The 24,018-nt window shown below is 41.2% G+C and carries 27 protein-coding genes and 1 riboswitch; of the genes, 21 read left to right on the top strand and 6 right to left on the bottom strand.

The window, feature by feature from the left end; all coding sequences use genetic code 11:
* The first annotated feature begins 32 nt into the window (after nucleotides 1-32).
* The 7 genes from QM408_RS01945 to thiE are packed head-to-tail and all read left to right on the top strand — an operon-like array spanning nucleotide 33 to nucleotide 5,291.
* Nucleotides 33-593, top strand: coding sequence for an ECF transporter S component (locus QM408_RS01945; RefSeq protein WP_000915275.1), 561 nt, complete (start codon nucleotides 33-35; stop codon nucleotides 591-593).
* Nucleotides 594-1,979, top strand: coding sequence for an ATP-binding cassette domain-containing protein (locus QM408_RS01940; RefSeq protein WP_414373380.1), 1,386 nt, complete (start codon nucleotides 594-596; stop codon nucleotides 1,977-1,979).
* A gap of 1 nt (nucleotide 1,980) precedes the next feature.
* Nucleotides 1,981-2,631, top strand: coding sequence for an energy-coupling factor transporter transmembrane component T (locus tag QM408_RS01935; RefSeq protein ID WP_247930387.1), 651 nt, complete (start codon nucleotides 1,981-1,983; stop codon nucleotides 2,629-2,631).
* Nucleotides 2,632-2,641: 10 nt separating this feature from the next.
* Nucleotides 2,642-3,334 (top strand): thiaminase II, encoded by a 693-nt coding sequence (gene tenA, locus QM408_RS01930; RefSeq protein ID WP_247930386.1) that lies wholly within the window; start codon nucleotides 2,642-2,644, stop codon nucleotides 3,332-3,334.
* Between the two features lie 4 nt (nucleotides 3,335-3,338).
* Nucleotides 3,339-3,863, top strand: a complete 525-nt coding sequence (gene thiW / locus QM408_RS01925; protein WP_247930385.1) for an energy coupling factor transporter S component ThiW — start codon at nucleotides 3,339-3,341, stop codon at nucleotides 3,861-3,863.
* The gene (gene thiM, locus QM408_RS01920) at nucleotides 3,863-4,666 is read left to right on the top strand and encodes a hydroxyethylthiazole kinase (RefSeq protein ID WP_247930384.1); all 804 of its coding nucleotides are present in this window, start codon (nucleotides 3,863-3,865) and stop codon (nucleotides 4,664-4,666) included. The genes thiW and thiM overlap by 1 nt, the downstream gene beginning before the upstream one ends.
* The gene (thiE, locus tag QM408_RS01915) at nucleotides 4,659-5,291 is read left to right on the top strand and encodes a thiamine phosphate synthase (protein ID WP_247930383.1); all 633 of its coding nucleotides are present in this window, start codon (nucleotides 4,659-4,661) and stop codon (nucleotides 5,289-5,291) included. Before thiM ends, thiE begins: the two co-directional genes overlap by 8 nt.
* A gap of 159 nt (nucleotides 5,292-5,450) precedes the next feature.
* Here thiE and thiD read toward each other — a convergent pair whose 3' ends face one another.
* Nucleotides 5,451-6,242 carry a bifunctional hydroxymethylpyrimidine kinase/phosphomethylpyrimidine kinase gene (gene thiD, locus QM408_RS01910; protein WP_000221754.1) on the bottom strand — a complete coding sequence of 264 codons (792 nt, stop codon included), beginning with the start codon at nucleotides 6,240-6,242 and terminating at the stop codon, nucleotides 5,451-5,453.
* An 83-nt stretch (nucleotides 6,243-6,325) separates the two neighbouring features.
* Nucleotides 6,326-6,423: riboswitch (TPP riboswitch) on the bottom strand.
* A 183-nt stretch (nucleotides 6,424-6,606) separates the two neighbouring features.
* On the opposite strand from thiD, the gene QM408_RS01905 reads away from it, so the two are divergent.
* The 5 genes from QM408_RS01905 to QM408_RS01885 all read left to right on the top strand — a co-directional run bounded on the left by QM408_RS01905 (nucleotide 6,607) and on the right by QM408_RS01885 (nucleotide 12,031).
* On the top strand, nucleotides 6,607-7,002 hold the full coding sequence (locus QM408_RS01905) for a CopY/TcrY family copper transport repressor (protein ID WP_033685226.1): 396 nt from the start codon (nucleotides 6,607-6,609) through the stop codon (nucleotides 7,000-7,002).
* Nucleotides 7,003-7,012: 10 nt separating this feature from the next.
* The gene (locus tag QM408_RS01900) at nucleotides 7,013-7,384 is read left to right on the top strand and encodes a cupredoxin domain-containing protein (RefSeq protein WP_000935061.1); all 372 of its coding nucleotides are present in this window, start codon (nucleotides 7,013-7,015) and stop codon (nucleotides 7,382-7,384) included.
* A gap of 9 nt (nucleotides 7,385-7,393) precedes the next feature.
* Entirely contained in the window at nucleotides 7,394-9,637 is a 2,244-nt protein-coding gene (locus QM408_RS01895) for a heavy metal translocating P-type ATPase (RefSeq protein ID WP_414373374.1), read from the top strand.
* 212 nt (nucleotides 9,638-9,849) lie between these two features.
* Nucleotides 9,850-11,625, top strand: coding sequence for a pyruvate oxidase (gene spxB / locus QM408_RS01890; protein WP_261041079.1), 1,776 nt, complete (start codon nucleotides 9,850-9,852; stop codon nucleotides 11,623-11,625).
* A gap of 58 nt (nucleotides 11,626-11,683) precedes the next feature.
* Nucleotides 11,684-12,031, top strand: coding sequence for a VOC family protein (locus tag QM408_RS01885; RefSeq protein ID WP_001052638.1), 348 nt, complete (start codon nucleotides 11,684-11,686; stop codon nucleotides 12,029-12,031).
* Nucleotides 12,032-12,196: 165 nt separating this feature from the next.
* On the opposite strand, the gene QM408_RS01880 is transcribed toward QM408_RS01885, so the two are convergent.
* On the bottom strand, nucleotides 12,197-12,541 hold the full coding sequence (locus tag QM408_RS01880) for a lipopolysaccharide assembly protein LapA domain-containing protein (protein ID WP_000913393.1): 345 nt from the start codon (nucleotides 12,539-12,541) through the stop codon (nucleotides 12,197-12,199).
* Between the two features lie 326 nt (nucleotides 12,542-12,867).
* On the opposite strand from QM408_RS01880, the gene QM408_RS01875 reads away from it, so the two are divergent.
* The 3 genes from QM408_RS01875 (at nucleotide 12,868) to manA (ending at nucleotide 15,841) form a co-directional block, all read left to right on the top strand.
* A complete protein-coding gene (locus QM408_RS01875; RefSeq protein WP_001291472.1) occupies nucleotides 12,868-13,128 on the top strand; it encodes a SemiSWEET family transporter in 261 nt (86 codons plus the stop codon).
* 208 nt (nucleotides 13,129-13,336) lie between these two features.
* Nucleotides 13,337-14,776, top strand: coding sequence for a 6-phospho-beta-glucosidase (locus QM408_RS01870; RefSeq protein ID WP_414373369.1), 1,440 nt, complete (start codon nucleotides 13,337-13,339; stop codon nucleotides 14,774-14,776).
* A gap of 120 nt (nucleotides 14,777-14,896) precedes the next feature.
* Nucleotides 14,897-15,841 carry a mannose-6-phosphate isomerase, class I gene (gene manA, locus QM408_RS01865; protein ID WP_045611953.1) on the top strand — a complete coding sequence of 315 codons (945 nt, stop codon included), beginning with the start codon at nucleotides 14,897-14,899 and terminating at the stop codon, nucleotides 15,839-15,841.
* Nucleotides 15,842-15,880: 39 nt separating this feature from the next.
* Here manA and QM408_RS01860 read toward each other — a convergent pair whose 3' ends face one another.
* On the bottom strand, nucleotides 15,881-17,221 hold the full coding sequence (locus QM408_RS01860) for a sodium-dependent transporter (RefSeq protein ID WP_261074021.1): 1,341 nt from the start codon (nucleotides 17,219-17,221) through the stop codon (nucleotides 15,881-15,883).
* A gap of 340 nt (nucleotides 17,222-17,561) precedes the next feature.
* Between QM408_RS01860 and QM408_RS01855 the strand changes: the two genes are divergently transcribed.
* The gene (locus QM408_RS01855; RefSeq protein WP_414373365.1) at nucleotides 17,562-18,302 is read left to right on the top strand and encodes a MerR family transcriptional regulator; all 741 of its coding nucleotides are present in this window, start codon (nucleotides 17,562-17,564) and stop codon (nucleotides 18,300-18,302) included.
* 41 nt (nucleotides 18,303-18,343) lie between these two features.
* Here the strand turns inward: QM408_RS01855 and QM408_RS01850 are convergent, their stop codons facing one another.
* Genes QM408_RS01850 through QM408_RS01840 form a run of 3 tightly spaced genes read right to left on the bottom strand, consistent with a single transcriptional unit; the run spans nucleotide 18,344 to nucleotide 20,989 of the window.
* Complete coding sequence (locus QM408_RS01850; protein ID WP_061864256.1) at nucleotides 18,344-18,865, bottom strand: DUF1697 domain-containing protein; 522 nt, start codon at nucleotides 18,863-18,865, stop codon at nucleotides 18,344-18,346.
* Nucleotides 18,866-18,913: 48 nt separating this feature from the next.
* The gene (aao, locus tag QM408_RS01845) at nucleotides 18,914-20,086 is read right to left on the bottom strand and encodes an aminoacetone oxidase (RefSeq protein ID WP_078228466.1); all 1,173 of its coding nucleotides are present in this window, start codon (nucleotides 20,084-20,086) and stop codon (nucleotides 18,914-18,916) included.
* Nucleotides 20,087-20,143: 57 nt separating this feature from the next.
* A complete protein-coding gene (locus QM408_RS01840) occupies nucleotides 20,144-20,989 on the bottom strand; it encodes a DegV family protein (RefSeq protein WP_261041235.1) in 846 nt (281 codons plus the stop codon).
* A gap of 124 nt (nucleotides 20,990-21,113) precedes the next feature.
* On the opposite strand from QM408_RS01840, the gene QM408_RS01835 reads away from it, so the two are divergent.
* The 5 genes from QM408_RS01835 to QM408_RS01815 all read left to right on the top strand — a co-directional run bounded on the left by QM408_RS01835 (nucleotide 21,114) and on the right by QM408_RS01815 (nucleotide 24,006).
* Nucleotides 21,114-21,671 (top strand): TetR/AcrR family transcriptional regulator, encoded by a 558-nt coding sequence (locus QM408_RS01835; RefSeq protein WP_000004136.1) that lies wholly within the window; start codon nucleotides 21,114-21,116, stop codon nucleotides 21,669-21,671.
* Nucleotides 21,672-21,689: 18 nt separating this feature from the next.
* Nucleotides 21,690-22,157: a deoxycytidylate deaminase gene (locus QM408_RS01830; protein WP_023947240.1), complete on the top strand. Its 468-nt coding sequence runs from the start codon at nucleotides 21,690-21,692 to the stop codon at nucleotides 22,155-22,157.
* A gap of 89 nt (nucleotides 22,158-22,246) precedes the next feature.
* Nucleotides 22,247-22,876: a uracil phosphoribosyltransferase gene (gene upp / locus QM408_RS01825; RefSeq protein ID WP_002878997.1), complete on the top strand. Its 630-nt coding sequence runs from the start codon at nucleotides 22,247-22,249 to the stop codon at nucleotides 22,874-22,876.
* 173 nt (nucleotides 22,877-23,049) lie between these two features.
* Nucleotides 23,050-23,640, top strand: a complete 591-nt coding sequence (gene clpP, locus QM408_RS01820) for an ATP-dependent Clp protease proteolytic subunit ClpP (protein WP_000613475.1) — start codon at nucleotides 23,050-23,052, stop codon at nucleotides 23,638-23,640.
* Between the two features lie 78 nt (nucleotides 23,641-23,718).
* Nucleotides 23,719-24,006 carry a YlbG family protein gene (locus QM408_RS01815; RefSeq protein WP_000462118.1) on the top strand — a complete coding sequence of 96 codons (288 nt, stop codon included), beginning with the start codon at nucleotides 23,719-23,721 and terminating at the stop codon, nucleotides 24,004-24,006.
* Nucleotides 24,007-24,018: the final 12 nt, after the last annotated feature.

Below are 24,018 nucleotides of genomic sequence, written 5' to 3'. Positions count from 1 at the left end.
ACCCCACTTTTCTTTAAAAAAGGAGTTTTTTTATGTTGAAAAAATGGCAGTTAAAAGATGTTATCTTACTTGCTTTCTTGTCTATCTTTTTTGGTGGTGTTTTTGTGGGTTCAGGCTATCTGTTTGATATCCTCACCCTGATTTTAGCACCTCTTGGTTTACAGGCCTTTGCCAATGAAATCCTCTTTGGTCTCTGGTGTATGGCTGCGCCTATTGCTGCAATCTTTGTTCCAAGAGTCGGAAGTGCAACGATTGGAGAAGTGCTAGCTGCGCTTGCTGAAGTCCTTTATGGTAGCCAATTCGGTCTAGGTGCCCTTTTGTCTGGCTTGGTTCAAGGTTTGGGAAGTGAACTTGGTTTTATCGTAACCAAGAATCGCTATGAAAGTTGGCTCTCTCTAACTGCCAATAGTATTGGGATTACGCTTGTTAGCTTTGTCTATGAATACATTAAGTTAGGTTACTATGCCTTCTCCCTTCCTTTTGTCCTTTCCTTGCTTGTAGTACGTTTTATTTCCGTCTTTTTCTTCTGTACCATCTTGGTTCGTGCCATTGTCAAACTCTATCATCAGTTTGCAGCTGGAGGCAAGGCATAGATGGGGCTGGAACTACGAGCGATTCAGTCCCCAATCTTCTCTGAGCCGATTGATTTTACTTTTCATGCGCAAGCCTTTACCTTGTTAGTTGGGAGCAGTGGTTCAGGAAAATCGAGTCTCTTTCAAATGATTGCCCAAGTCAGTTCTCTTCCCTATAGCGGTCAAGTCCTGATAAATGGGAGCGAGGTCAGTCAGCTTTCTATCGTCGAACGTGTCCAGACGGTTGGTATTCTCTTTCAAAATCCCAATCATCAATTTACCATGGAGAACTTGTTTGAGGAGCTGATTTTTACCTTGGAAAATATTGGGCATCCCGTTCAGGAAATTGATTCTAAAATAGCAGAGGTTGTCCAGCAATGTCGCTGCAAGGCGATTTTGCACCGTCCAATTCATCACTTATCAGGTGGGGAAAAGCAAAAGGCTGCTTTGGCTGTTCTCTTTGCTATGAATCCTAGGGTCTATCTCTTGGATGAGCCCTTCGCTTCCATTGATCGCAAGAGTAGGATAGAGATATTGGAGATTCTAAAAGAGTTGGTTTCTGATGGGAAGACAGTTATTTTGTGCGACCATGATTTATCTGATTATGAAGCCTATATCGACCATATGGTGGAGCTAAGAGATGGACAACTAAGGGAAGTGTTTCAAATCCCTACCTCTGAGATGACACAGGTTGCTTCAAAGGAGGTTGCTTCTAGCCCGGAACTGTTCCATATGGATCGAACGATTTGTGAGCTGGATAAGCGTCCCCTCTTTTCGATTGTGAATTTTACATTCTACCAAGGAATTTCCTGTATCTTGGGTGATAATGGTGTCGGGAAATCAACCCTCTTTCGGTCTATTCTTCAATTTCAAAAGTATAAGGGGCGCATTACTTGGAAGAGTTCGGTCTTGAAAAAGAAAAAGAGTTTGTATCGTGACCTGACGGGTGTTGTTCAGGAAGCTGAAAAGCAGTTTATCAGAGCCAGTCTGCGAGAAGAACTTCAATTAGATGGACCTGATTCTGAAAGAAATCAGCGAATTTTCCAAGCTTTACGATATTTTGATCTGGAGCAGGCTCTTGATAAGAGTCCTTATCAATTAAGTGGTGGTCAGCAAAAAATTCTTCAGCTCTTGACAATCTTGACCAGCAATGCTTCTGTGATTTTACTAGATGAACCTTTTGCAGGTTTGGATGATAGAGCTTGTCATTATTTTTGTCAGTGGATTGTGGAGGAGAGAAATCAGGGAAGAAGTTTTCTGATCATTAGCCATCGCTTAGATCCCTTGATCTCTGTGGTTGATTATTGGATTGAGATGACTAGTCAGGGTCTCAGTCATGTGAAAGCAGTGACAATTACCAAACCACTCACATCTCAGAGTAGCAATACTCAAGGGGAGGTGAGATAGTATGGTCAAAGTAGCAACCCAGACACCGATTATCAGTCTCTTCTTGTTGATTTTATCCTTGGAAACATCTTTCATTCCTTCGATTGCTCTGAATCTTTCGGTAGCCACATTTTGTATTCTCTTTATGCTCTATTACCGTCGATTTAAAGTATTGGCTTGGATGATTGTGCTCGCCATTTTGCCATCCTTTGCCAACTACTGGGCAGTTCAGTTACATGGAGATGCTTCGCAGGCAGTCATGCTTGGAACGAGGGCCTTTGTGACGGTTTGTATTGGCCTTGTCTTTGTTTCCTCTATTGCCCTAAAAGAGCTTCTCTTGTACTTGGCTCAAAAGGGGTTATCACGCTCTTGGGCCTATGCCTTGATTGTGGTATTCAATTCCTTCCCCCTCATTCAGCAAGAAATCAAGTCCCTCAAGGAAGCGTGCTTATTACGCGGTCAAGAACTACATTTTTGGTCGCCCTTGATTTACAGCAAGGTTCTGATGACAGTCTTTAGGTGGCGCCATCTTTACCTGAGAGCCCTGTCGGCGCATGGATATGACGAACATGCACAGGTGGAGAATAGCTATCGGACTTTTTATATTCCTCAAAGGACAATATTCATCTACCTGCTGTTCTTTTTATTACTTCAAACCAGTCTATTTTTATAAAGGAGTTATTATGGAATTTACAGATATTGCGATGGAATTATCCAAGGAAGCTTGGCAGGCTTCCTTTCATCACCCCTTTGTTTTACAGTTGCAAGAGGGTAATTTAGACCCGTCCATCTTTCGCTATTACTTGATTCAGGATGCCTACTATTTGAAGGCCTTCTCAGAAGCCTATCACCTCTTGGCTGATAAGACTTCAAATCAAGAGATGAAAAGACTCTTGAAACAAAATGCTCAGAGTCTAGTGGAAGGTGAGTTATTTATCCGCCAACAATTTTTCAAGGAATTGGAAATCAGCGATCAGGAAATGGAGCAACATCCAATCGCTCCAACCTGTTATCATTACATTTCGCATATTTATCGGCAATTTGAAGAAGCAAATCTAGCCATTGCTTTTGCAAGTTTGCTGCCTTGTCCTTGGCTATATCATGATATAGGCAAATCACTTAATCTTAAACCATCACCAAATCCTCTCTACCAACAATGGATTGAAACTTATATTACGGATGAGTTGGAGCAGCAGATCAGAGAGGAAGAAGTTTTGGTCAATCAGCTCTATCGAGAAAGTGACGAGACAGACAAGAAAAAAATGCTAGATGTCTTCCACATCAGTGTTCATATGGAAGCTAAGTTTTGGGAAATGGCCTACCAACACCAGACATGGAAGAGCGATTTACAGTCTTTAGAAACAGGAGAAGAATAGAAATATGAGAAACCACCAATTACAGGTTCACAAATTAACCATTTTATCCATGATGATTGCCCTTGATGTAGTTCTTACGCCTATCTTTCGGATTGAGGGAATGGCACCGATGTCCAGTGTAGTCAATATTCTAGCAGGAATCATGATGGGACCTGTTTATGCCTTGGTTATGGCTACAGTGACAGCCTTTATCCGTATGACGACTCAAGGGATTCCACCTTTAGCTCTCACAGGAGCGACTTTTGGAGCCCTTCTAGCAGGTCTCTTTTATAAGTATGGTCGAAAATTTTACTTTTCTGCCTTGGGAGAAATTTTGGGAACAGGTATTATTGGTTCTATTGTTTCCTATCCTGTTATGGTGCTTTTTACAGGATCAGCGGCTAAGCTCAGCTGGTTTATCTACACTCCTCGATTTTTCGGAGCAACCTTGATTGGTACAGCGATTTCCTTTATTGCCTTTCGATTTTTAATCAAGCAGGAATTCTTTAAAAAAGTGCAGGGATATTTCTTTGATGAAAGGATAGACTGATGCAGGCATTTACAAATCCTTTTCCTATAGACTCTAGTTCCCTCATTCACTGTATTACCAATGAGATTTCTTGTGAGATATTGGCAAATGGGATTTTGGCTCTGGGATGTAAACCAGTTATGGCAGATGATTCCCGTGAGGTTCTTGATTTTACTAAGCAAAGCCAGGCACTCTTCATCAATTTAGGGCATTTGTCAGCTGAGAAGGAAAAAGCAATCCGTATAGCAGCTTCTTATGCAGCTCAAGTTTCTCTTCCAATGGTAGTAGATGCGGTTGGCATAACGACTTCAGTCATTCGTAAGGAACTAGTCAGAAACCTTTTAGACTATAGCCCTACGGTCCTTAAAGGAAACATGTCGGAAATTCGAAGTCTTGTTGGCTTAAAACACCACGGGGTTGGAGTCGATGCGAGTGCTAAAGATCAAGAAACTGAGGATTTACTTCAAGTCTTGAAAGACTGGTGTCAGACCTATCCTGGTATGTCATTCTTAGTTACTGGCCCTAAGGACCTCATCGTTTCGAAGAATCAGGTCGCTGTACTGGGAAATGGCTGTGCAGAATTAGACTGGATAACAGGGACAGGAGACTTGGTTGGAGCCTTGACAGCCGTTTTTCTCAGCCAAGGAATGACTGGCTTTGAAGCTTCTTGCCTAGCGGTCTCTTATCTCAATATCTCCGCTGAGAGAATTCTTGTTCAAGGAATGGGATTGGAAGATTTTCGTTACCAAGTACTCAATCAGCTTTCGCTCCTCAAAAGAGATGAAAACTGGCTAGATGCTATCAAAGGAGATGTTTATGAATAGAGAGGCGCTTAGACTGTATCTAGTAACCAATCGCTACCAAGATTCCTTGGAAAGCTTTCTTGAAAAGGTTGAGACGGCTTGCCGTTCAGGGGTTACTATAGTCCAATTGCGAGAAAAAAATCTTACAACCAATCAATATTATCAACTGGCAAAACAAGTCAAGGAAATAACAGATGCCTATCAGGTACCCCTGATCATCGATGATCGTTTGGATGTCTGTCTTGCAGTTGATGCTGCTGGTCTGCATATCGGAGATGATGAATTACCCGTTTCGGTTGCCCGCAAAGTCCTTGGTCCTGAAAAAATCCTCGGTGTCACTGCTAAAACGGTTAAAAGAGCCCTCGAGGCAGAAGAAGGAGGTGCGAATTACTTGGGGACAGGAGCCATTTTCCCGACTACGACCAAGGAAAATGCGCCTATCACCCTGATTTCAACCTTGAAGACAATCTGCCAAAGGGTCGCTATTCCAGTAGTTGCTATCGGAGGTTTGACGTCAGAGAATATTGAACAGCTTATTGGCACGGGCATAGCTGGAGTAGCAGTCGTACGCGATCTGATGCAGGCAGAAGATATAGAGGCAAAAACGCAAGCCTTTTTGACAAAGTTGGATGACATTATTTTCTAATTAATACTCAATGAAAATCAAAGAGCAAACTAGGAAGCTAGTCGCAGGTTGCTCAAAGCACAGCTTTGAGGTTGCAGATAAAGCTGACGTAGTTTGAAGAGATTTTCGAAGAGTATAAAAACTCTCTAATTCCCTTAAAGTAGGAACTAGAGAGTTTTTTTAATCTTTAAAGCTTGTATGGTTAACTGGGCCAGAACCATGACCGAGTTGAGGGGCGTCTTGGATGGCTTTCGTGATAAAGGCCTTGGCTTTATCGACTGCTTGATAGAGGGTTTTCCCCTTGGCTAGTTCAGCAGTAATCACTGCAGCAAAGGTACATCCAGTACCATGTGTATGACAGGTTTGAATTCGTGGACTTTCCCAGACAAATTGGTCCTCCTTGGTAAAGAGGAAATCCTTGGCACCGCCTTCGAGATGGCCTCCTTTGATGACAACAGACTGAGGACCAAATTCTTTTAAAATCAGGCGACCGGCACGCTGCATGTCTTCAGGATCATGGATTGAAAAACCAACAATCTCTTCTGCCTCAGGAAGATTGGGTGTAATAATAGTTGCAAGGGGAAGTAGATTTGTTTTTAGGTAGTCTCTGGCACTGGTATCAATCAGGGTGTCTCCGCTTGTTGCGACCATAACAGGGTCAAGGACGTAGGGACAATCCAGCTTTTTAAGATAGGGCTGGATGATCTCCATGATCTCAGTAGTTGCCAACATCCCTGTTTTTACAGCCTGAGGTGGAATATCAGAAAAGACACTCTCCAATTGGGCTTTCAACATTTGAGGAGAAACGTGCTCGATTAATTGAACACCTCTGGTATTTTGAGCGACAAGACTGGTCACAACGGCCATTCCATAGACATCTCTAGCTTGGAACGACTTTAAGTCAGCCATAATGCCAGCACCACCACTAGGGTCAGTCCCTGCAATGGTCAAAGCAACGGGTAAATAAGTCATCTAAAACCTCCCAACCAACTGAAGTTTGTATTCTTAAGAACAAGCTAGTCTGTTTTAGAAAGGCAATAGAAGACTGCTAGTCCCCATTATCATTTCCACTTCCATCAGCTAGCATTACCTAGATTGAGTCAAAGGGTCTAACAGTCGTTAATCTCAGCTTTACGCACCCCTAGTGGTTGTTTTCTTTTTTCTTTAGTATAGCATATTTTCATAGTTTATATAGTAAGATTTGACTGCAAATCCTTTATCATAGGGTTAAAATTCAATTTTTCAAAGAAAAGATTAATTTCATAGTTGACAAATGTAGATTTTAAGAGTATACTGATAATTGTAATTGACAAATGTAGATTTTGGAGGTGTGATTATGCAGATTTCAGATGCAGAATGGCAGGTCATGAAGATTATTTGGATGCAAGGAGAGCAGACTAGTTCAGATTTGATTAGGGTTCTGGCGGAGCGGTTCGACTGGTCCAAGTCGACCATTCAAACTCTTTTGGCTCGTTTGGTTGAGAAAGAGTGCCTGACTCGAAGAAAAGAAGGTAAGTCCTTTGTTTATTCAGCTCTTTTAACTCTAGACCAAAGTCGGGATTTGCTTGTCCAAGATATCAAGGACAAGGTTTGTTCCCGTAGGATTAAGAACTTGCTGGCTGATTTGATTGCTGAATGTGATTTTACTCAGGCTGACTTGGAAGAGTTGGAAGCTGTGATTTCTGAGAAGAAATCAAACGCTGTGACAGAAGTAAGATGTAATTGTATGTAAAGGAGACGTCATGTTAAATAGTATTGTAACCATTATTTGTATTGCCCTTATCGCCTTTATCTTGTTTTGGTTTTTCAAAAAACCTGAAAAATCTGGACAAAAGGCCCAGCAAAAAAACGGCTACCAAGAGATTCGAGTGGAGGTCATGGGGGGCTACACGCCTGAGTTGATTATCCTCAAGAAATCAGTGCCAGCCCGCATTGTCTTTGACCGTAAGGACCCTTCACCCTGTTTGGACCAAATTGTTTTTCCAGACTTTGGTGTACATGCGGACCTGCCTATGGGAGAAGAGTATGTAGTGGAAATCACGCCTGAGCAGGCTGGAGAGTATGGTTTCTCTTGTGGCATGAATATGATGCACGGCAAGATGATTGTAGAATAGGAGAATGATATGACTGAAATTGTAAAAGCAAGTCTTGAAAGTGGTGTTCAAAAAATCCGTATCACGGCAGACAAAGGCTACCATCCAGCCCATATACAGCTTCAAAAAGGGATTCCAGCTGAGATTACCTTTCATCGAGCAACTCCTTCAAACTGTTACAAGGAAATTCTGTTTGAAGAAGAAGGCATCTTAGAACCAATCGGCGTAGACGAAGAGAAAGTCATTCGTTTTACACCTCAAGAATTAGGTCAACATGAATTTTCTTGTGGTATGAAGATGCAAAAGGGAAGTTATACAGTTGTTGAGAAGACTCGAAAATCTCTATCACTTTTACAGCGTTTTTGGATTACGAGTATCTTTACTGTGCCTCTTGTAATCCTCATGATTGGGATGTCGACAGGAGGAATTAGTCACCAAGTCATGCGTTGGGGAACCTTTTTAGCCACAACACCGATTATGCTAGTAGCAGGTGGTCCTTATATCCAAAGTGCTTGGGCTAGTTTTAAAAAGCACAATGCCAACATGGATACCTTGGTTGCTCTGGGAACCCTAGTGGCCTATTTCTATAGCTTAGTTGCCCTCTTCGCTGGTCTCCCCGTTTACTTTGAAAGTGCTGCCTTTATCTTCTTCTTCGTTCTTATGGGAGCCGTTTTTGAGGAGAAAATGCGGAAAAATACTTCCCAAGCTGTGGAGAAATTACTTGACTTGCAGGCTAAAACTGCAGAAGTCTTGCGTGAGGATAACTATGTTCAAGTCCCTTTGGAGCAAGTCAAGGTAGGTGACCTGATTCGAGTGCGTCCCGGTGAAAAGATTGCGGTTGATGGTGTCGTAGTAGAAGGTATCTCTAGTATTGATGAGTCTATGGTGACAGGTGAGAGTCTGCCTGTGGACAAGACAGTTGGAGATACCGTCATTGGTTCAACCATCAATAATAGTGGAACACTTGTTTTTAGAGCAGAAAAAGTTGGTTCAGAGACTGTTTTGGCTCAGATTGTGGATTTTGTGAAGAAAGCTCAAACCAGTCGTGCGCCGATTCAGGACTTGACGGATAAGATTTCAGGAATTTTTGTCCCAGCAGTTGTCATTTTAGGGATTGTGACCTTTTGGGTTTGGTTCGTCTTGCTCAGGGATAGTGTGGTCGTGCTTGGAGCTAGCTTTGTGTCCTCTCTTCTCTACGGAGTGGCGGTTTTGATTATCGCCTGCCCTTGTGCATTGGGACTTGCAACACCGACAGCCCTTATGGTGGGGACAGGTCGCAGTGCCAAGATGGGAGTTCTCCTCAAAAATGGAACGGTTCTACAGGAAATCCAGAAAGTTCAAACTATCGTCTTTGATAAGACCGGGACTTTGACTGAAGGGAAACCTGTGGTCACAGATATCATTGGAGACGAAGTAGAAGTGCTTGGATTGGCAGCTTCCTTGGAAGAAGCTTCTCAACACCCACTGGCTGAAGCCGTTGTGAAACGAGCGAGTGAAGCTGGACTTGAGTTTCAAACTGTTGAAAATTTCCAAGCCTTGCACGGGAAAGGTGTCTCAGGGCAAATCAATGGAAAACAAGTTCTGCTTGGAAATGCTAAAATGCTGGATGGCATGGATATTTCTAGCATTTATCAAGAAAAACTAGAACAATTGGAAAAAGAAGCTAAGACAGTTGTGTTTTTGGCTGTTGAGAATGAAATCAAAGGCTTGCTTGCTCTGCAAGATATTCCTAAGGAAAATGCTAAGCTTGCCATCAGTCAGTTGAAAAAACGAGGTCTTAAAACAGTCATGCTGACAGGAGATAATGCAGGAGTGGCGCGTGCTATTGCAGATCAGATTGGAATCGAAGAGGTCATTGCAGGTGTCTTGCCAGAAGAAAAAGCCCATGAAATTCATAAACTACAAGCGACTGGCAAAGTAGCCTTTGTTGGGGACGGTATCAATGATGCTCCTGCCCTCAGTGTAGCGGATGTGGGAATTGCTATGGGAGCTGGAACAGATATTGCTATCGAGTCAGCAGATTTGGTGTTGACAACCAATAACCTCCTAGGCGTGGTGCGTGCCTTCGACATGAGTAAGAAAACCTTTAATCGAATTCTGCTCAATCTTTTCTGGGCTTTTATCTACAATGTCGCCGGAATTCCGATAGCAGCAGGAGTCTTTTCAGGTGTTGGACTAGCTCTTAACCCAGAACTGGCAGGTCTAGCCATGGCCTTTAGTTCTGTATCTGTTCTGACTAGTTCACTCTTACTAAACTTTAGTAAAATCGACTAAAAGCGGGCTTACTCGCTTTTTATTATAAAACAGAATTTAAAAACGTTTTCAAACTGTACTGTAATAGAGAATAAAAACTTCTGAGCAGATTCTTAGTAAACTAAAATTAAATGTGGTAAATTAGAATTGTAATAAATTTACTAAAAGCGTTTTCATAATTTATATGAATGTTTCTTAGTAAATTTAAAAATATTTGAAGGAGAGTTATCATTATGACTCAAGGGAAAATTACTGCATCTGCAGCAATGCTTAATGTATTGAAAACATGGGGCGTAGACACAATCTACGGTATCCCATCAGGAACACTCAGCTCATTGATGGACGCTTTGGCTGAAGACAAAGATATCCGCTTCTTGCAAGTTCGCCACGAAGAAACAGGTGCTCTTGCAGCGGTTATGCAAGCTAAATTCGGCGGCTCAATCGGGGTTGCAGTTGGTTCAGGTGGTCCAGGTGCGACTCACTTGATTAACGGTGTTTACGATGCAGCTATGGATAACACTCCATTCCTAGCAATCCTTGGATCACGTCCAGTTAACGAACTCAACATGGATGCTTTCCAAGAATTGAACCAAAACCCAATGTACAACGGTATCGCTGTATACAACAAACGTGTAGCTTACGCTGAGCAATTGCCAAAAGTTATTGACGAAGCTTGCCGTGCTGCAGTTTCTAAAAAAGGTCCAGCTGTTGTTGAAATCCCAGTAAACTTCGGTTTCCAAGAAATCGACGAAAACTCATACTACGGTTCAGGTTCATACGAACGTTCATTCATCGCTCCTGCTTTGAACGAAGTTGAAATCAACAAAGCTGTTGAAATCTTGAACAATGCTGAACGTCCAGTTATTTACGCTGGTTACGGTGGTGTTAAAGCTGGTGAAGTGATTACTGAATTGTCACGTAAAATCAAAGCACCAATCATCACAACTGGTAAAAACTTTGAAGCTTTCGAATGGAACTATGAAGGTTTGACAGGTTCTGCTTACCGTGTTGGTTGGAAACCAGCCAACGAAGTTGTCTTTGAAGCAGACACAGTTCTTTTCCTTGGTTCAAACTTCCCATTTGCTGAAGTTTACCAAGCATTCAAGAATACTGAAAAATTCATCCAAGTGGATATTGACCCTTACAAACTTGGTAAACGTCATGCCCTTGACGCTTCAATCCTTGGTGACGCAGGTCAAGCAGCTAAAGCTATCCTTGATAAAGTAAACCCAGTTGAATCAACTCCATGGTGGCGTGCAAACGTTAAGAACAACCAAAACTGGCGTGATTACATGAACAAACTCGAAGGTAAAACTGAGGGTGAATTGCAATTGTACCAAGTTTACAATGCAATCAACAAACATGCTGATCAAGACGCTATCTACTCAATCGACGTAGGTGACACTACTCAAACATCTACTCGTCACCTTCACATGACACCTAAGAACATGTGGCGTACATCTCCACTCTTTGCGACAATGGGTATTGCCCTTCCTGGTGGTATCGCTGCTAAGAAAGACAATCCAGATCGCCAAGTATGGAACATCATGGGTGATGGAGCATTTAACATGTGCTACCCAGACGTTATCACAAACGTTCAATACGACCTTCCAGTTATCAACGTTGTCTTCTCAAATGATAAATATGCCTTCATCAAGGACAAATACGAAGACACAAACAAACACTTGTTTGGTTGTGACTTCACAAACGCTGACTACGCTAAAATTGCTGAAGCTCAAGGGGCTGTTGGATTTACAGTAAACCGTATCGAAGATATCGACGCAGTTGTTGCAGAAGCTGTTAAATTGAACAAAGAAGGTAAAACTGTTGTTATCGATGCTCGCATCACTCCACACCGTCCACTTCCAGTAGAAGTACTTGAATTGGATCCAAAACTTCACTCAGAAGAAGCAATCAAAGCCTTCAAGGAAAAATACGAAGCAGAAGAACTCGTACCATTCCGTCTCTTCTTGGAAGAAGAAGGATTGCAATCACGCGCAATTAAATAATTCCTTCGTGGAACTTAAAAAGATCGGAGCCATCCGATCTTTTTATGGAGGATAGTAAATGAATTTAAATCAATTAGATATTATTGTTTCAGATGTTCCCCAAGTCTGTGCTGACTTGGAGCGTATTTTGGATAAAAAGCCCGATTATGTTGATGACAGTTTTGCTCAGTTTACGATTGGCAGTCACTGTCTGATGTTGTCCCAAAATCATTTGATTCCTTTGGAAGATTTTCAGTCAGGAATCATTCTTCATATCGAGGTTGAGGATGTAGACCAGAATTACCAACGGTTGAAAGAACTTGGTATCCAGGTTTTAAACGGACCAACTGTAACCGATTGGGGAACAGAGTCCTTATTAGTTAAAGGGCCTGCTGGTCTAGTGATTGATTTTTATCGTATGAAGTAGGTAATTCTATTATCAAATTTTTTATCTAAACATTCTTGGAGTGAAACTTAAAAAGATCGGAGCAATTCGATCTTTTTTGTATTTATGCGACTTTCAGTCCGTCTCGCTCCGTTAGGTGCGAGACAAAAAACCACCCGTTTTCACGGGTGGTTATGATTTCTACACTTATTGTTTGGCTTCCTGTTTTAATTGTTGCACCTGTTCCTCGTACTGGACAAGCTCCCTGTCTTTTATATTGATAGTCGCTTCTGCTTCAGCAATGCGGCTTCTCAGATCTTGAGTCTTGTTATGGTGATAGCTAATACCAATAGCACTACCAGCAATGATCCCGATTACTAGACAAGTAAAAATCACCAAAATCAAGGGAGCAGATAGTTGTGTAAAGACAAGACTGACAGTTACTGTTTGACGATTGAGTAGACCAAATGAGATCACAATGACTAATAAGCTCAAACCGCCAATTAGATAAGCCTTATCTTTCAGTGACAATTCATTAAATTTTTTTAGCATAAGTTCCTTTTCTCCTGACTATGTTGATAGAAAACTACACACCATTTAGGTATTAACAAAATTCATTTTACTAGAAAATTTCGATACTGTCAATAATTTCTAACGGCTTATTTACCATCAATCAATCGATTCATTGAAAAGGAGTATTCATTTTCTAATATTTGATTGAGTAAACAGAACGGAGCAATTCGGTCTTTTTTCTGTTCCCTCTTTCTTATAACAAGATTGTGATAGTTTATATCTTTATAACAAAAGTTTTAAAGACTTGATTGTTTTGAAAGAATATTTTAAAATAAGATTCAGTAAAAATGAAAGAGGTTTTGAAAATGTCTGAAAAACAAATGAAAATTTTAGGTTGGGTAGCGACCTTTATGTCTGTTATGATGTATGTGTCTTACTTCCCACAAATCATGAACAATCTGGCTGGTCAAAAAGGAAATTTCATCCAGCCCTTGGTTGCTGCCATCAACTGTAGTCTCTGGGTTTACTACGGTCTTTTCAAAAAAGAAAGAGATATCCCCCTTGCAGCAGCTAATGCACCAGGTATTATTTTTGGCCTAGTGACGGTTATTACAGCTTTGATTTAAAAGGAACAGAGGAGACTAGTTTTCAGTCTTCTTTTTTGTTTCAGGGGAGGCTATTTACTTTTTCTAGAGGATAATTTTTTAAAAAACAATCTGATAAACTTAAATAGTAGAATAGTATCAGTATGTCACAGTATTTTATAAGAAAAGGTTTACAGAATAAGTTATAATATAAGTAAATGAACAAGCAAATAAGAAAGTGAGTAGAGTTATGACCGAAAAACTGACTTTTCCGGATGGTTTCTTGTGGGGCGGAGCGACAGCTGCCAACCAGTGTGAGGGTGCTTATAATTTAGAAGGTCGTGGATTGGCGAATGTGGATGTCGTCCCCATCGGTCCAGATCGTGAAGCCATTATCACAGGTCAGAAAAAGATGTTTTCGTTTGAGGAGGGCTATTTTTACCCAGCCAAGCAAGCTATTGATATGTACCATCATTACAAGGAAGATATTGCCCTTTTTGCGGAAATGGGCTTTAAGACTTATCGTCTATCCATTGCTTGGACTCGGATTTTTCCTAAGGGCGACGAAACAGTGCCAAATGAAGCTGGTCTAGCCTTTTATGAGGATTTATTTAAGGAGTGCCACAAGTATGGTATCCAACCTCTGGTGACTATCACTCATTTCGACTGTCCTATGCACTTGATTACAGAGTACGGTGGTTGGCGCAATCGTCGGATGTTAGACTTCTATGAAAAACTTTGTCGCACACTCTTTACCCGCTATAAGGGTTTGGTCAAATATTGGCTTACCTTCAACGAAATCAACATGATTCTCCATGCCCCCTTTATGGGAGCTGGGCTCTGTTTTGAAGAAGGAGAAAATCAAGAACTGGTTAAATATCAGGCTGCACACTATGAGTTGGTAGCTTCAGCTCTTGCGACAAAGATTGCCCACGAAATTGACCCAGAAAATAAGGTGGGATGTATGTTGGCTGCAGGGCAATACTATCCTAACACAGCCCATCCAAGAGACTACTGGGCAGCCATGGAGGAAGACCGCAAGAGTTACTTCTTCATTGATGTTCAAGCGCGTGGGGAATACCCAAACTACGCCAAGAAGCAGTGGGAGCGTGAGGGAATTAAGATTCAAATGACGTTAGAGGATTTGGACTTGTTGAAGAATCATACTGTTGACTTTGTTTCCTTCTCTTACTATGCAAGTCGAGTGGCCTCAGGGAATCCAGAAGTGAGGGATCTGACTGCTGGAAATGTCTTTGCCTCTCTCAAAAATCCTTATCTTGAATCCTCAGAATGGGGATGGCAGATTGACCCACTTGGTCTTCGTATCACCCTCAATGCTATCTGGGATCGTTACCAAAAGCCAATGTTCATTGTGGAAAACGGTCTAGGTGCTATGGATACACCGGATGAGAATGGTTATATAGCAGATGACTATCGGATTGCTTACTTAGAATCTCATATCAAGTCTATGCGAGATGCCATTTACCAAGACGGGGTTGACTTGCTTGGTTATACGACTTGGGGCTCTATCGATCTGGTTTCGGCTGGAACAGGCGAAATGAACAAGCGCTATGGCTTTATCTATGTAGATCGAGATAATGCTGGTCATGGAAGCCTCAAACGTAGCAAGAAGAAGTCCTTTTACTGGTACAAGGATGTCATTGCCAGCAATGGTGCAAGTATTGAGTAAAGCACATTTGTTCACTATTTTTATAAAATCTTCTCCCTACTTTATAATATGTGAAAAAGAGTTCAATTAGATGGAGCTTTTTGCTATAATGAGGGGAGAAAAATCAGACAGGAGAATATGATGTCAGAACCATTATTTTTACAATCAGTTATGCAAGAAAAAATTTGGGGTGGTACCAAGCTACGTGATGAGTTTGGATACGACATCCCAAGTGAAAAAATCGGAGAATATTGGGCCATCTCAGCCCATCCAAATGGAGTCTCTAAAGTTGCCAATGGTCGCTTTGAAGGAACAGACCTAGCAACTTTGTATGCAGAGCACCGTGAATTGTTTGGCAATCGTCCAGAACCTGTATTTCCGCTTTTGACCAAAATCCTCGATGCCAACGACTGGCTCAGTGTTCAAGTTCATCCAGACGATGCATATGGGTTAGAACATGAAGGTGAGCTAGGGAAAACAGAGTGCTGGTACATCATCGCTGCGGATGAAGGTTCAGAGATTATCTACGGTCACAATGCCAAGTCAAAAGAAGAACTCCGTCAGCAAATAGAGGATAAGAACTGGGATGCCTTGCTTACCAAAGTGCCTGTTAAAGCTGGAGATTTCTTCTATGTGCCAAGTGGCACCATGCATGCTATTGGTGCAGGTATTTTAATCCTTGAAACCCAACAGTCTAGTGACACAACCTACCGTGTCTATGACTTTGACCGTAAGGATGATAATGGTAACTTGCGTGAACTTCACCTTGAAAAATCCATTGATGTCTTGAACATTGGTGAGCCTGCAAATAGCCGTCCTGTAACTGTTAAAGCAGATGATTTGCGTTCCACTCTCCTTGTATCCAATGATTTCTTTGCAGTTTACAAGTGGGAAATTACTGGAAAAGTTGACTTCGAAAAGACAGCTGACTACAGCTTGTTTAGTGTCTTAGCTGGTCAAGGTCAACTGACTGTTGACGGAAAAAACTATCCAATCCAAAAAGGTAGCCACTTTATCCTACCAAGTGATGTTGAAGCTTGGACCTTGGAAGGACAAGATTTGGAATTGATTGTTAGCCATCCATAAAAAAGAAAGGGCCTGAGTTCATTACTCAAGTCCTTTTGATTACATAAATTGGGCGATAAAGACCACGATGATGATGATTGGAATGATGAAACGAAGAAGGAATAGCCAGACTTGGAACAGTCCCTGTTTCCATGCTATTTCATCGAGATGGAGTTCCTCCATTGCAAGAGCCTTTTTAAAGATATAGCCTGTAAAAAGTGAAAGGCAGAGAGCTCCAAATGGCATGAGGAGGTTGGAAACCAAGAAGTCCATAGCATCAAAGAAGGTCTTACCAAAGATGTGAACATCCGCCATAACACCGTAAGAAAGGGCTGAAGGAATTCCAAAGACAAAGGTCAAAATTCCTAAAAAGGCACTCCACATGGCACGCTTGCTGTTGTCTTGGTTGGTGATATTGCCTACATTGATTTCCAGCATAACGACGGAAGAAGTGACTGTCGCAAAGAGGAAGAGCAAGAGGAAGAGGATGTAGAAAATGGTTCCAAAAGGCATCTTGTCAAAGAGTTGAGGCAAGACGATAAAGAGCAGGCTCGGTCCCCCTTCAGATTGTATATTGAAGGCTGACATGGCTGGGAAAATGGCTAGACCCGCCATGATAGATACTGAGATATTCATGGCTACGATGGAGATTCCTGATTGGACCAGATTGGTTTTCTTATCCAAATAAGAAGCATAGGTCAGCATAGCTGTAACCCCTAGTGAGAGGGCAAAGAAAGATTGTCCCAGAGCATAGAGGAGACCAGCACTGGTCAGTTTTGAAAAGTCTGGTTTGAGGAAGTAAAGAACCCCTTCCAAGGCATTTGGCAAACTGAGAGAGCGCCCAATGATGACAACAAAGATGATAAAGAGCAGGGGCATCATGACCTTAGAAGCTCTTTCAATCCCTTTTTGAACCCCACGTGATACAATAAAGATATTCAATAAGATAAAGACTGCTTGAGCTCCTAGGGCAATGGCTGGATTTGAAATGATTGAAGTAAATAACTGAGAATAATCCCCCGTTCCACCAATTTGGAACAATTTTCCAAACTCAATGCCTAGATAGACTAAAATCCAGCCCCCAATAACACTGTAAAACGATAAAAGGATAAAAAGGGCAAAGGCACCAATCCAACCGATAAAGTTGTACTTGCTATTCTTGCCCAGTTTTCCAAAGGTTTTGATAGCTGAGACACCAGCGCTTCGGCCGAGGGTAAATTCTGCAAGCAAAAGGGGGAAACCGATTAGAATAGTGGAAATGAGAAAGACAAGTAAAAAGCCTCCTCCACCATTAGCAGCAGTCATGTAGGGGAATTTCCAAACGGCTCCAAGTCCGATGGCTGAACCAGCAGACGCTAGGATAAAGCCCAGTTTAGAACCCCATTGAGATTTTTCAGACATAGTTAAACTCCTAAAATTAGTGTTACAAAAGAAAAAGCTACTGCCCTTGGCAAATAGCCTCATCAGTACTCAAAATGAGCCTTTCTTTTGATTGATAGACTTGACTATCCTATCATGTTTTCTAAGGTCTGTCAAGAAAACCATTTTCACGTTATGATAAAGTAAAAAATTTCGCAAAAACGCTTGACTCTGACCTAGGGGGAGGGGTTATACTATCAATGTAATACTCTTCGAAAATCAAATTCAAACCACGTCAGCGTCGCCTTACCGTACTCAAGTACAGCCTGCGGCTAGCTTCCTAGTTTGCTCTTTGATTTTCATTGAGTATAAGGAGGAAATCATGTACCATATAAAAGAAGCTGCGCAGCTTTCGGGCGTCTCTGTCAAGACCCTACACCACTACGATAAGATAGGACTTTTGGTTCCTTTAAAGTCGGAAAATGGCTATCGAACCTATAGTCAGGAGGATTTGGAACGCCTTCAGGTTATTCTTTATTACAAATATCTAGGTTTTTCTTTAGAAAAAATAGCAGGGCTATTAAAGGAAGAAAGAGAAGATTTATTGCCTCATTTGACCAGGCAGTTGGACTATTTGACTCGAGAAAGGGAACATCTGGATACCTTGATTTCAACCTTGCAAAAAACCATTCAAGAACAAAAAGGAGAAAGAGAAATGAGCATTCAAGAGAAATTTGCTGGATTTAACTACCAAGACCATCAAAAATACCACCAAGAGGCGGTAGAGAAATATGGACAAGAAGTCATGGACCAAGCGCTGGAGCGCCAAAAAGGTCACGAAGACGAAGCTACGGCTGCCTTCAATCAAGTCTTTCGAGCCTTGTCACAAAATCTTCAAGCTGGTCTACCTGTAACAGCAACCGAAAATCAAGAAGAAGCCGCTAAACTCTTGCAAGCCATCCGTACTTATGGATTTGACTGCTCTATTGAGGTATTTGGTTATATCGGTAAAGGCTACGTCTACAACCCAGAATTTAAGGAAAACATTGACAAATTTGGACCTGGAACAGCCCAGTACACATCAGATGTGATTGCCTATTATGTCCAAACTCAGACAAAATAAAATCGGAGGAGCATTCTTCCGATTTTTACTAAATTCAAGCACTATTTGCTTAATAATTTTTCTACCACATTTAGTTTTCGCATGGTCAAATCTACATTAAAAAGCTTTTCAAGATAGTTGGTATGGAGTTTCTTTTGTTTAGCAGTTCTAGGGAGATAGAGGTAAAGGCAGTGGTTACCAATACAAATTTCTTCTTCACCGTAATCAATTTTCAATTTGTCTAAAGGGAGGCTTTGAATAGATTCTTGATAAAAAATCACGTGTATACGGTCATAAAGATAGTGTTCTCCAAAAGGGTTTTCTTGGACAATTTTTTTAAAATCACTTTTGTTCTTGATAACCATTTTTAAGTCGGCCCCAATTTTTTCCTTTATCAGAGTATGAACACATTCTCGTATTTCTTCTAAATCTAAATCACTTTCAAGAATGATATTCCCACTTTGAATATAGGTTCGAACTTGTTGAAAACCGGCTTCTGTTAAGATATCTACTAGATAAGACATTTTAGGGATAGCATTTTTTCCATTAGGAGTAACTCCCCTTAACAAGATAATATGTTCCAAAGGACTTCCTTTCTTTTGGGGCTGATTTAGCCATTAAATAATTCAGATTTAGATTGGGTTTGATCCCGCCACCCAACCAGTACAGAGGGCAGAAGTGATGTTAAACCCACCCGTGTGGGCATTGATATCCAGTACCTCGCCAGCAAAGTGGAGTCCAGGTACCAGCTTACTTTCTAGAGTTTTGGGATTGATTTCCTTGAGACTGACGCCCCCTTTGGTAACAAAGGACTTAGCAAGGGACATTTTACCAGTTACAGGAATTTTAAGTCCCTTGATAGACTGGACAAGTTGTTCGCGTTCCTTTTCAGTCAGTTGTTTGACTTTGTCAGGATAGCCTGGCACAAAAAATTCTGCCAAGTGTTCTGGAAGTAAAGTTTTTAAGGCATTTTTTAGAGATTTTTCCCGATTTTCTTCTAGAAATGTAGCCAAGTCTTTCTCAGAAAGTTGAGGCAAAACATCTAGCGAGAGAACCTCTCCGCCCTTGACAAAGCTGGACATACGCAGAGCAGCAGGGCCTGACAAACCAAAGTGGGTAAAGAGCAAATCGTGAGTGATGACATGCTTACCATAGCTTAGGGTCACATCGTCCAATGAAATTCCTTGCAAGGCCTTGTGTGGAAAATCTGTCAACAAAGGACTTTCAGCGGCTTCAAGATCGGTAATGGTATGCTTAAAATGACGGGCAATCTCGTGACCAAAACCAGTCGAACCAGTAGAGGGATAGGATTTCCCACCAGTTGTGACAATGAGTTTCTCACAAGTGAAGGTTTGGTCTGCGGACTTAAGGACAAACTGGTCGTCTATCTTTTTAACCGAAACAATCTCCGTTTTAGTAGCAACTCGACCACCGAGTTCAGTGATTTTCTTTTCCAAGGCCTCGATAATGGTCCGAGACTTGTCACTAGCAGGAAAGACGCGTCCGTGGTCTTCGACCTTAAGTTTAACACCATTTTCTGTAAAAAAATTAATGATATCATGGTTATCAAATTGGGAGAAGACACTGTAGAGAAAGCGCCCATTTCCAGGGATGCCAGCTAGTAGGTCATCTAGAGTTCCGTTGTTGGTTACATTGCAACGTCCCCCACCAGTACCAGCTAATTTTTTTCCAAGTTTCCGATTTTTTTCGATGAGGAGGGTTTTCTGTCCATAAAAGCTACTGGAAATCGTAGCCATCATACCAGCAGGACCTCCACCGATGACAATAGTATCAAAATGTTTCATAGCTCTATTGTACCACAAAAAAACAAGAGATGAAGTCACCTCTTGTCAAGAATGCAATTAATCAATTTCATATCCCATCAGCAAACCACCATCTTCTGCATAAAAACTGCAGAGACCAGATGTTGGGAGAATTTTAATATCCGCCTGTGGGAAATTTTCGCGGATTCGCTCTGAGAGCTGTTGGCAACATTTCTCGTTATTGCGTTGAGCCATGACAATACGACCACCAGCATATCCTGCTTTCACTAACTCTTCATATGCTGCCTGAATCGATTTCTTTGCTCCTCTTGCTTTTTGTAGCAATTCAAGGGTTCCAGTTTCACTAGCTTCTCCGACCATACGGATGTTGAGAAGGCCAACGACTGTACCGATAAGCTTGCTCAAACGGCCATTTTTCACCAAGTTATCGACTTTAGCTAGGACAAAAAGTAACTTGGTTTTTTCTTGATAGGCAGTGATAGCTTCAACCACTTCTTCAAAAGATAAGCCTTGGTCAATCAAATCATTTAATTTTTCTACGAGCAAGTCAACTTCTCCACCAGCAGACAAACTATCAATTACATGAATCTTAGTGTCAGGATGGTCTTCTAGATAAATATTCTTTGCTAGTTGAGCACTATTGTGACTGCCAGAAAGAGTACCAGTGATGGTTACTAGGAAAATATTTTTGGCTCCTTCAAATGCTCGCAAATAATCATCTGGGCTTGGACAAGCTGATTTTGAAGCTTCTGCAGTTGCATACATGGTTTCCATCATTTGGTCAATGTCAAGACTGGCATCATCAACAAAGACCTGATCAGCTACTTGAATGGTTAAGGGGACACTTACAAAGGTCGTGTCAATAGCTGGTGTTGCCAGCTGACGATAATCACAACCAGAGTCAGCAATAATCTTCCAAGTCATAGAAATTCTCCATCTTTGTCAGTTATACATTGACAAAGGTTCTGTCTTTTTTTACAATTATATCATGAAAGCCCTTGAAACAAAAGCCTCATCCGTCTGTTGTGACAAGTAGAAAGAAAATGTTATGTCTGAACGTAGAATCTCTGAAAAGTCTCTTGAAAATCTCAGAAAATCAAACCAAGAATCCAATTTATTAACTAGAGAAGCCATCGAAACAGCCCTCTTGCAACTCTTGGAAAAAAAGGACTTGACCAAGATTAGTATTTCTGAATTGGTCAAACGTGCAGGCGTTTCTCGTGCGGCCTTTTATCGCAATTATGATTCCAAAGAGGAGATTTTAGAAAGCGTATTTAAACGAACTGTCCACAATATTATGGAACAGTTGCATCATTATGATTTAAAGACAGACCTTTATCTGGTCTGGGTTCACCTTTTCCGAGAAGCAAGAAAGGAAGCCAGAGTGATTCAACTTGCCTTAGATTACCATCTGGAAAAAATCTTTGTCCAAGCCATGCAGGAGTTTCTGGAAAAATACCATGGAAAATCAAAAGGTGTCAGCTCTTATCTTCATTCCTTCTGGAGTTCAGCCATCGTCTCAGTCCTTTTAAAATGGATCAAGGATGGCATGAAGGTACCTGCTGAAAAGATTGCAGATTTACGGTTACCATTTTTTAAAAAATAGAGAAAAAGGAGAAGAGATATGACTGAAGAAAGACTAGCATGGGATGAGTATTTTGCAGCCCAAGCTCTACTAATTGCCAATCGTTCCACTTGTAAACGTGCCAAAGTGGGCGCAATTCTGGTAAAGGATAATAAGGTTATTTCAACTGGTTACAATGGTTCAGTGTCAGGAACCGAGCATTGTATTGACCACGAATGTCTGGTCATTGAAGGCCACTGTGTTCGCACCCTTCACGCTGAGGTCAATGCTATCCTTCAAGGTGCAGAACGTGGTGTTCCTAAAGGCTTTACAGCCTATGTAACCCATTTTCCTTGTCTGAATTGTACCAAACAATTGCTTCAGGTCGGTTGTAAGCGTGTGGTTTATATCAACCAGTACCGAATGGACGACTACGCCCAATACCTTTATCAAGAAAAGGGAACAGAATTGACTCATTTACCACTTGAGACAGTACAGACAGCTCTTAAAGAGGCTGATTTAATGTGAAAAATTATCAAAAATAAATGGTTTAGAAAGATTTTTAAACCGTTTTTTGGTATAATAAGAAGAATAAATTGAAAGAAGGAATTCCAAAAATGGGAAAAATTGAAGTTATTAATCATCCACTGATTCAACACAAATTGTCAATCTTGCGTCGTACAGATACTTCTACAAAAGCTTTTCGTGAGCTAGTAGATGAGATTGCAATGTTGATGGGGTATGAAGTACTTCGTGATCTTCCACTAGAAGATGTAGAAATCGAAACACCAATCACAAAAACAGTTCAAAAACAATTGGCAGGTAAGAAATTGGCCATCGTTCCAATCTTGCGTGCAGGTATCGGGATGGTTGATGGTCTCTTGAGCTTAGTTCCAGCCGCTAAAGTTGGCCATATCGGTATGTACCGTGATGAAGAAACGCTTCAACCAGTTGAGTATTTGGTGAAATTGCCTGAGGATATTGATCAACGTCAAATTTTTGTAGTAGATCCAATGTTGGCAACAGGTGGATCAGCAATCTTGGCCGTTGATTCTCTTAAAAAACGTGGCGCATCAAATATCAAATTTGTCTGCCTGGTAGCTGCTCCAGAAGGTGTAAAAGCCCTTCAAGAAGCTCATCCAGATGTAGAAATCTTTACAGCAGCCTTGGATGAACGCTTGAACGAACACGGATATATCGTCCCAGGTCTTGGAGATGCTGGAGACCGCTTGTTCGGTACGAAATAAAATCGAAAAGAAGAATGAATTGGAAAAGGATTTCCAGTCACGAAGGGAGGTTGAATTTTTGTTTCTGTCTGATGAAAACAGAGCAAAAATTTGACCTTTTTTGACCTAGATATTATAATAGTCTTATCTTCAGTCATTTGACCAATAAAATTAAAACTCAAAAGGAGAAATAAATGATTCCTGTAGTTATTGAACAAACAAGCCGTGGAGAACGTTCCTACGATATTTACTCACGTCTTCTTAAAGACCGCATCATTATGCTGACAGGCCCAGTTGAAGACAATATGGCCAACTCTGTTATTGCCCAGTTGCTTTTCTTGGATGCCCAAGATAGTACAAAGGATATTTACCTTTATGTCAATACACCTGGTGGTTCCGTTTCAGCTGGTTTGGCAATCGTTGATACCATGAACTTTATCAAGGCAGATGTCCAAACCATTGTTATGGGAATGGCAGCATCTATGGGGACGGTCATTGCATCAAGTGGAGCAAAAGGCAAACGTTTCATGCTTCCAAATGCAGAGTATATGATCCACCAACCAATGGGTGGTACAGGTGGAGGTACTCAGCAAACCGATATGGCGATCGCTGCAGAACACTTGCTTAAAACTCGTAATACCTTGGAAAAAATCTTGGCTGAAAATTCAGGTCAGTCAATCGAAAAAGTTCACGCAGATGCAGAACGCGATAACTGGATGAGTGCCCAAGAAACACTTGAATATGGCTTTATTGATGAAATCATGGCCAACAATTCATTGAATTAATGATCAAAGAAGGCAAACTCGACTGGGTTTGCTTTTTTTGGTATAATAGGGAGAGATTTCTTAGAAAGAGGATTTATCATGTTTGAAAAAGTCAATCGATCTGGCTTGATTATCTATCTTTACTATAATCGTGATGCCAAAAAATTGCAGGATTATGGAGATATTACCTATCATTCCAAGAAACATCGTTACTTACAACTCTATGTTCCAACTCAAGAAATGGAGCAATTGGTCGGGCGCTTGGGCAAGGAAAAGTTTATAAAAAAAGTCAGGGTTTGTCATATCCAAGAGCTGGAAACACCCTTTGTGGGCAATCTTCATCGAGAGGAAAACGTTATCATCGAAAAAGTTCAAGAAAAGTGTTGACAATTTTCTGAT

Source organism: Streptococcus mitis (genome assembly GCF_047464965.1).
Lineage (GTDB): Bacteria > Bacillota > Bacilli > Lactobacillales > Streptococcaceae > Streptococcus > Streptococcus mitis_DU.
The sequence above is the reverse complement of the archived record's forward strand: the minus strand, read 5'-3'. Positions and strand labels throughout refer to the sequence as shown.

What these genes read in the sequence shown, in the direction of transcription:
- QM408_RS01940 (WP_414373380.1), top strand. Translation starts at nt 594, where the DNA reads ATGGGGCTGGAACTACGAGCGATTCAGTCCCCAATCTTCTCTGAGCCG.
- QM408_RS01885 (WP_001052638.1), top strand. Translation starts at nt 11,684, where the DNA reads ATGAATTTAAATCAATTAGATATTATTGTTTCAGATGTTCCCCAAGTC.
- upp (WP_002878997.1), top strand. Translation starts at nt 22,247, where the DNA reads ATGGGAAAAATTGAAGTTATTAATCATCCACTGATTCAACACAAATTG.
- QM408_RS01935 (WP_247930387.1), top strand. Translation starts at nt 1,981, where the DNA reads ATGGTCAAAGTAGCAACCCAGACACCGATTATCAGTCTCTTCTTGTTG.
- QM408_RS01835 (WP_000004136.1), top strand. Translation starts at nt 21,114, where the DNA reads ATGTCTGAACGTAGAATCTCTGAAAAGTCTCTTGAAAATCTCAGAAAA.
- QM408_RS01860 (WP_261074021.1), bottom strand. Translation starts at nt 17,221, where the DNA reads ATGTCTGAAAAATCTCAATGGGGTTCTAAACTGGGCTTTATCCTAGCG.
- thiE (WP_247930383.1), top strand. Translation starts at nt 4,659, where the DNA reads ATGAATAGAGAGGCGCTTAGACTGTATCTAGTAACCAATCGCTACCAA.
- QM408_RS01945 (WP_000915275.1), top strand. Translation starts at nt 33, where the DNA reads ATGTTGAAAAAATGGCAGTTAAAAGATGTTATCTTACTTGCTTTCTTG.
- QM408_RS01830 (WP_023947240.1), top strand. Translation starts at nt 21,690, where the DNA reads ATGACTGAAGAAAGACTAGCATGGGATGAGTATTTTGCAGCCCAAGCT.
- thiM (WP_247930384.1), top strand. Translation starts at nt 3,863, where the DNA reads ATGCAGGCATTTACAAATCCTTTTCCTATAGACTCTAGTTCCCTCATT.
- spxB (WP_261041079.1), top strand. Translation starts at nt 9,850, where the DNA reads ATGACTCAAGGGAAAATTACTGCATCTGCAGCAATGCTTAATGTATTG.
- QM408_RS01855 (WP_414373365.1), top strand. Translation starts at nt 17,562, where the DNA reads ATGTACCATATAAAAGAAGCTGCGCAGCTTTCGGGCGTCTCTGTCAAG.
- QM408_RS01840 (WP_261041235.1), bottom strand. Translation starts at nt 20,989, where the DNA reads ATGACTTGGAAGATTATTGCTGACTCTGGTTGTGATTATCGTCAGCTG.
- QM408_RS01895 (WP_414373374.1), top strand. Translation starts at nt 7,394, where the DNA reads ATGACTGAAATTGTAAAAGCAAGTCTTGAAAGTGGTGTTCAAAAAATC.
- thiD (WP_000221754.1), bottom strand. Translation starts at nt 6,242, where the DNA reads ATGACTTATTTACCCGTTGCTTTGACCATTGCAGGGACTGACCCTAGT.
- QM408_RS01905 (WP_033685226.1), top strand. Translation starts at nt 6,607, where the DNA reads ATGCAGATTTCAGATGCAGAATGGCAGGTCATGAAGATTATTTGGATG.
- thiW (WP_247930385.1), top strand. Translation starts at nt 3,339, where the DNA reads ATGAGAAACCACCAATTACAGGTTCACAAATTAACCATTTTATCCATG.
- tenA (WP_247930386.1), top strand. Translation starts at nt 2,642, where the DNA reads ATGGAATTTACAGATATTGCGATGGAATTATCCAAGGAAGCTTGGCAG.
- QM408_RS01815 (WP_000462118.1), top strand. Translation starts at nt 23,719, where the DNA reads ATGTTTGAAAAAGTCAATCGATCTGGCTTGATTATCTATCTTTACTAT.
- aao (WP_078228466.1), bottom strand. Translation starts at nt 20,086, where the DNA reads ATGAAACATTTTGATACTATTGTCATCGGTGGAGGTCCTGCTGGTATG.
- QM408_RS01875 (WP_001291472.1), top strand. Translation starts at nt 12,868, where the DNA reads ATGTCTGAAAAACAAATGAAAATTTTAGGTTGGGTAGCGACCTTTATG.
- manA (WP_045611953.1), top strand. Translation starts at nt 14,897, where the DNA reads ATGTCAGAACCATTATTTTTACAATCAGTTATGCAAGAAAAAATTTGG.
- QM408_RS01900 (WP_000935061.1), top strand. Translation starts at nt 7,013, where the DNA reads ATGTTAAATAGTATTGTAACCATTATTTGTATTGCCCTTATCGCCTTT.
- clpP (WP_000613475.1), top strand. Translation starts at nt 23,050, where the DNA reads ATGATTCCTGTAGTTATTGAACAAACAAGCCGTGGAGAACGTTCCTAC.
- QM408_RS01880 (WP_000913393.1), bottom strand. Translation starts at nt 12,541, where the DNA reads ATGCTAAAAAAATTTAATGAATTGTCACTGAAAGATAAGGCTTATCTA.
- QM408_RS01870 (WP_414373369.1), top strand. Translation starts at nt 13,337, where the DNA reads ATGACCGAAAAACTGACTTTTCCGGATGGTTTCTTGTGGGGCGGAGCG.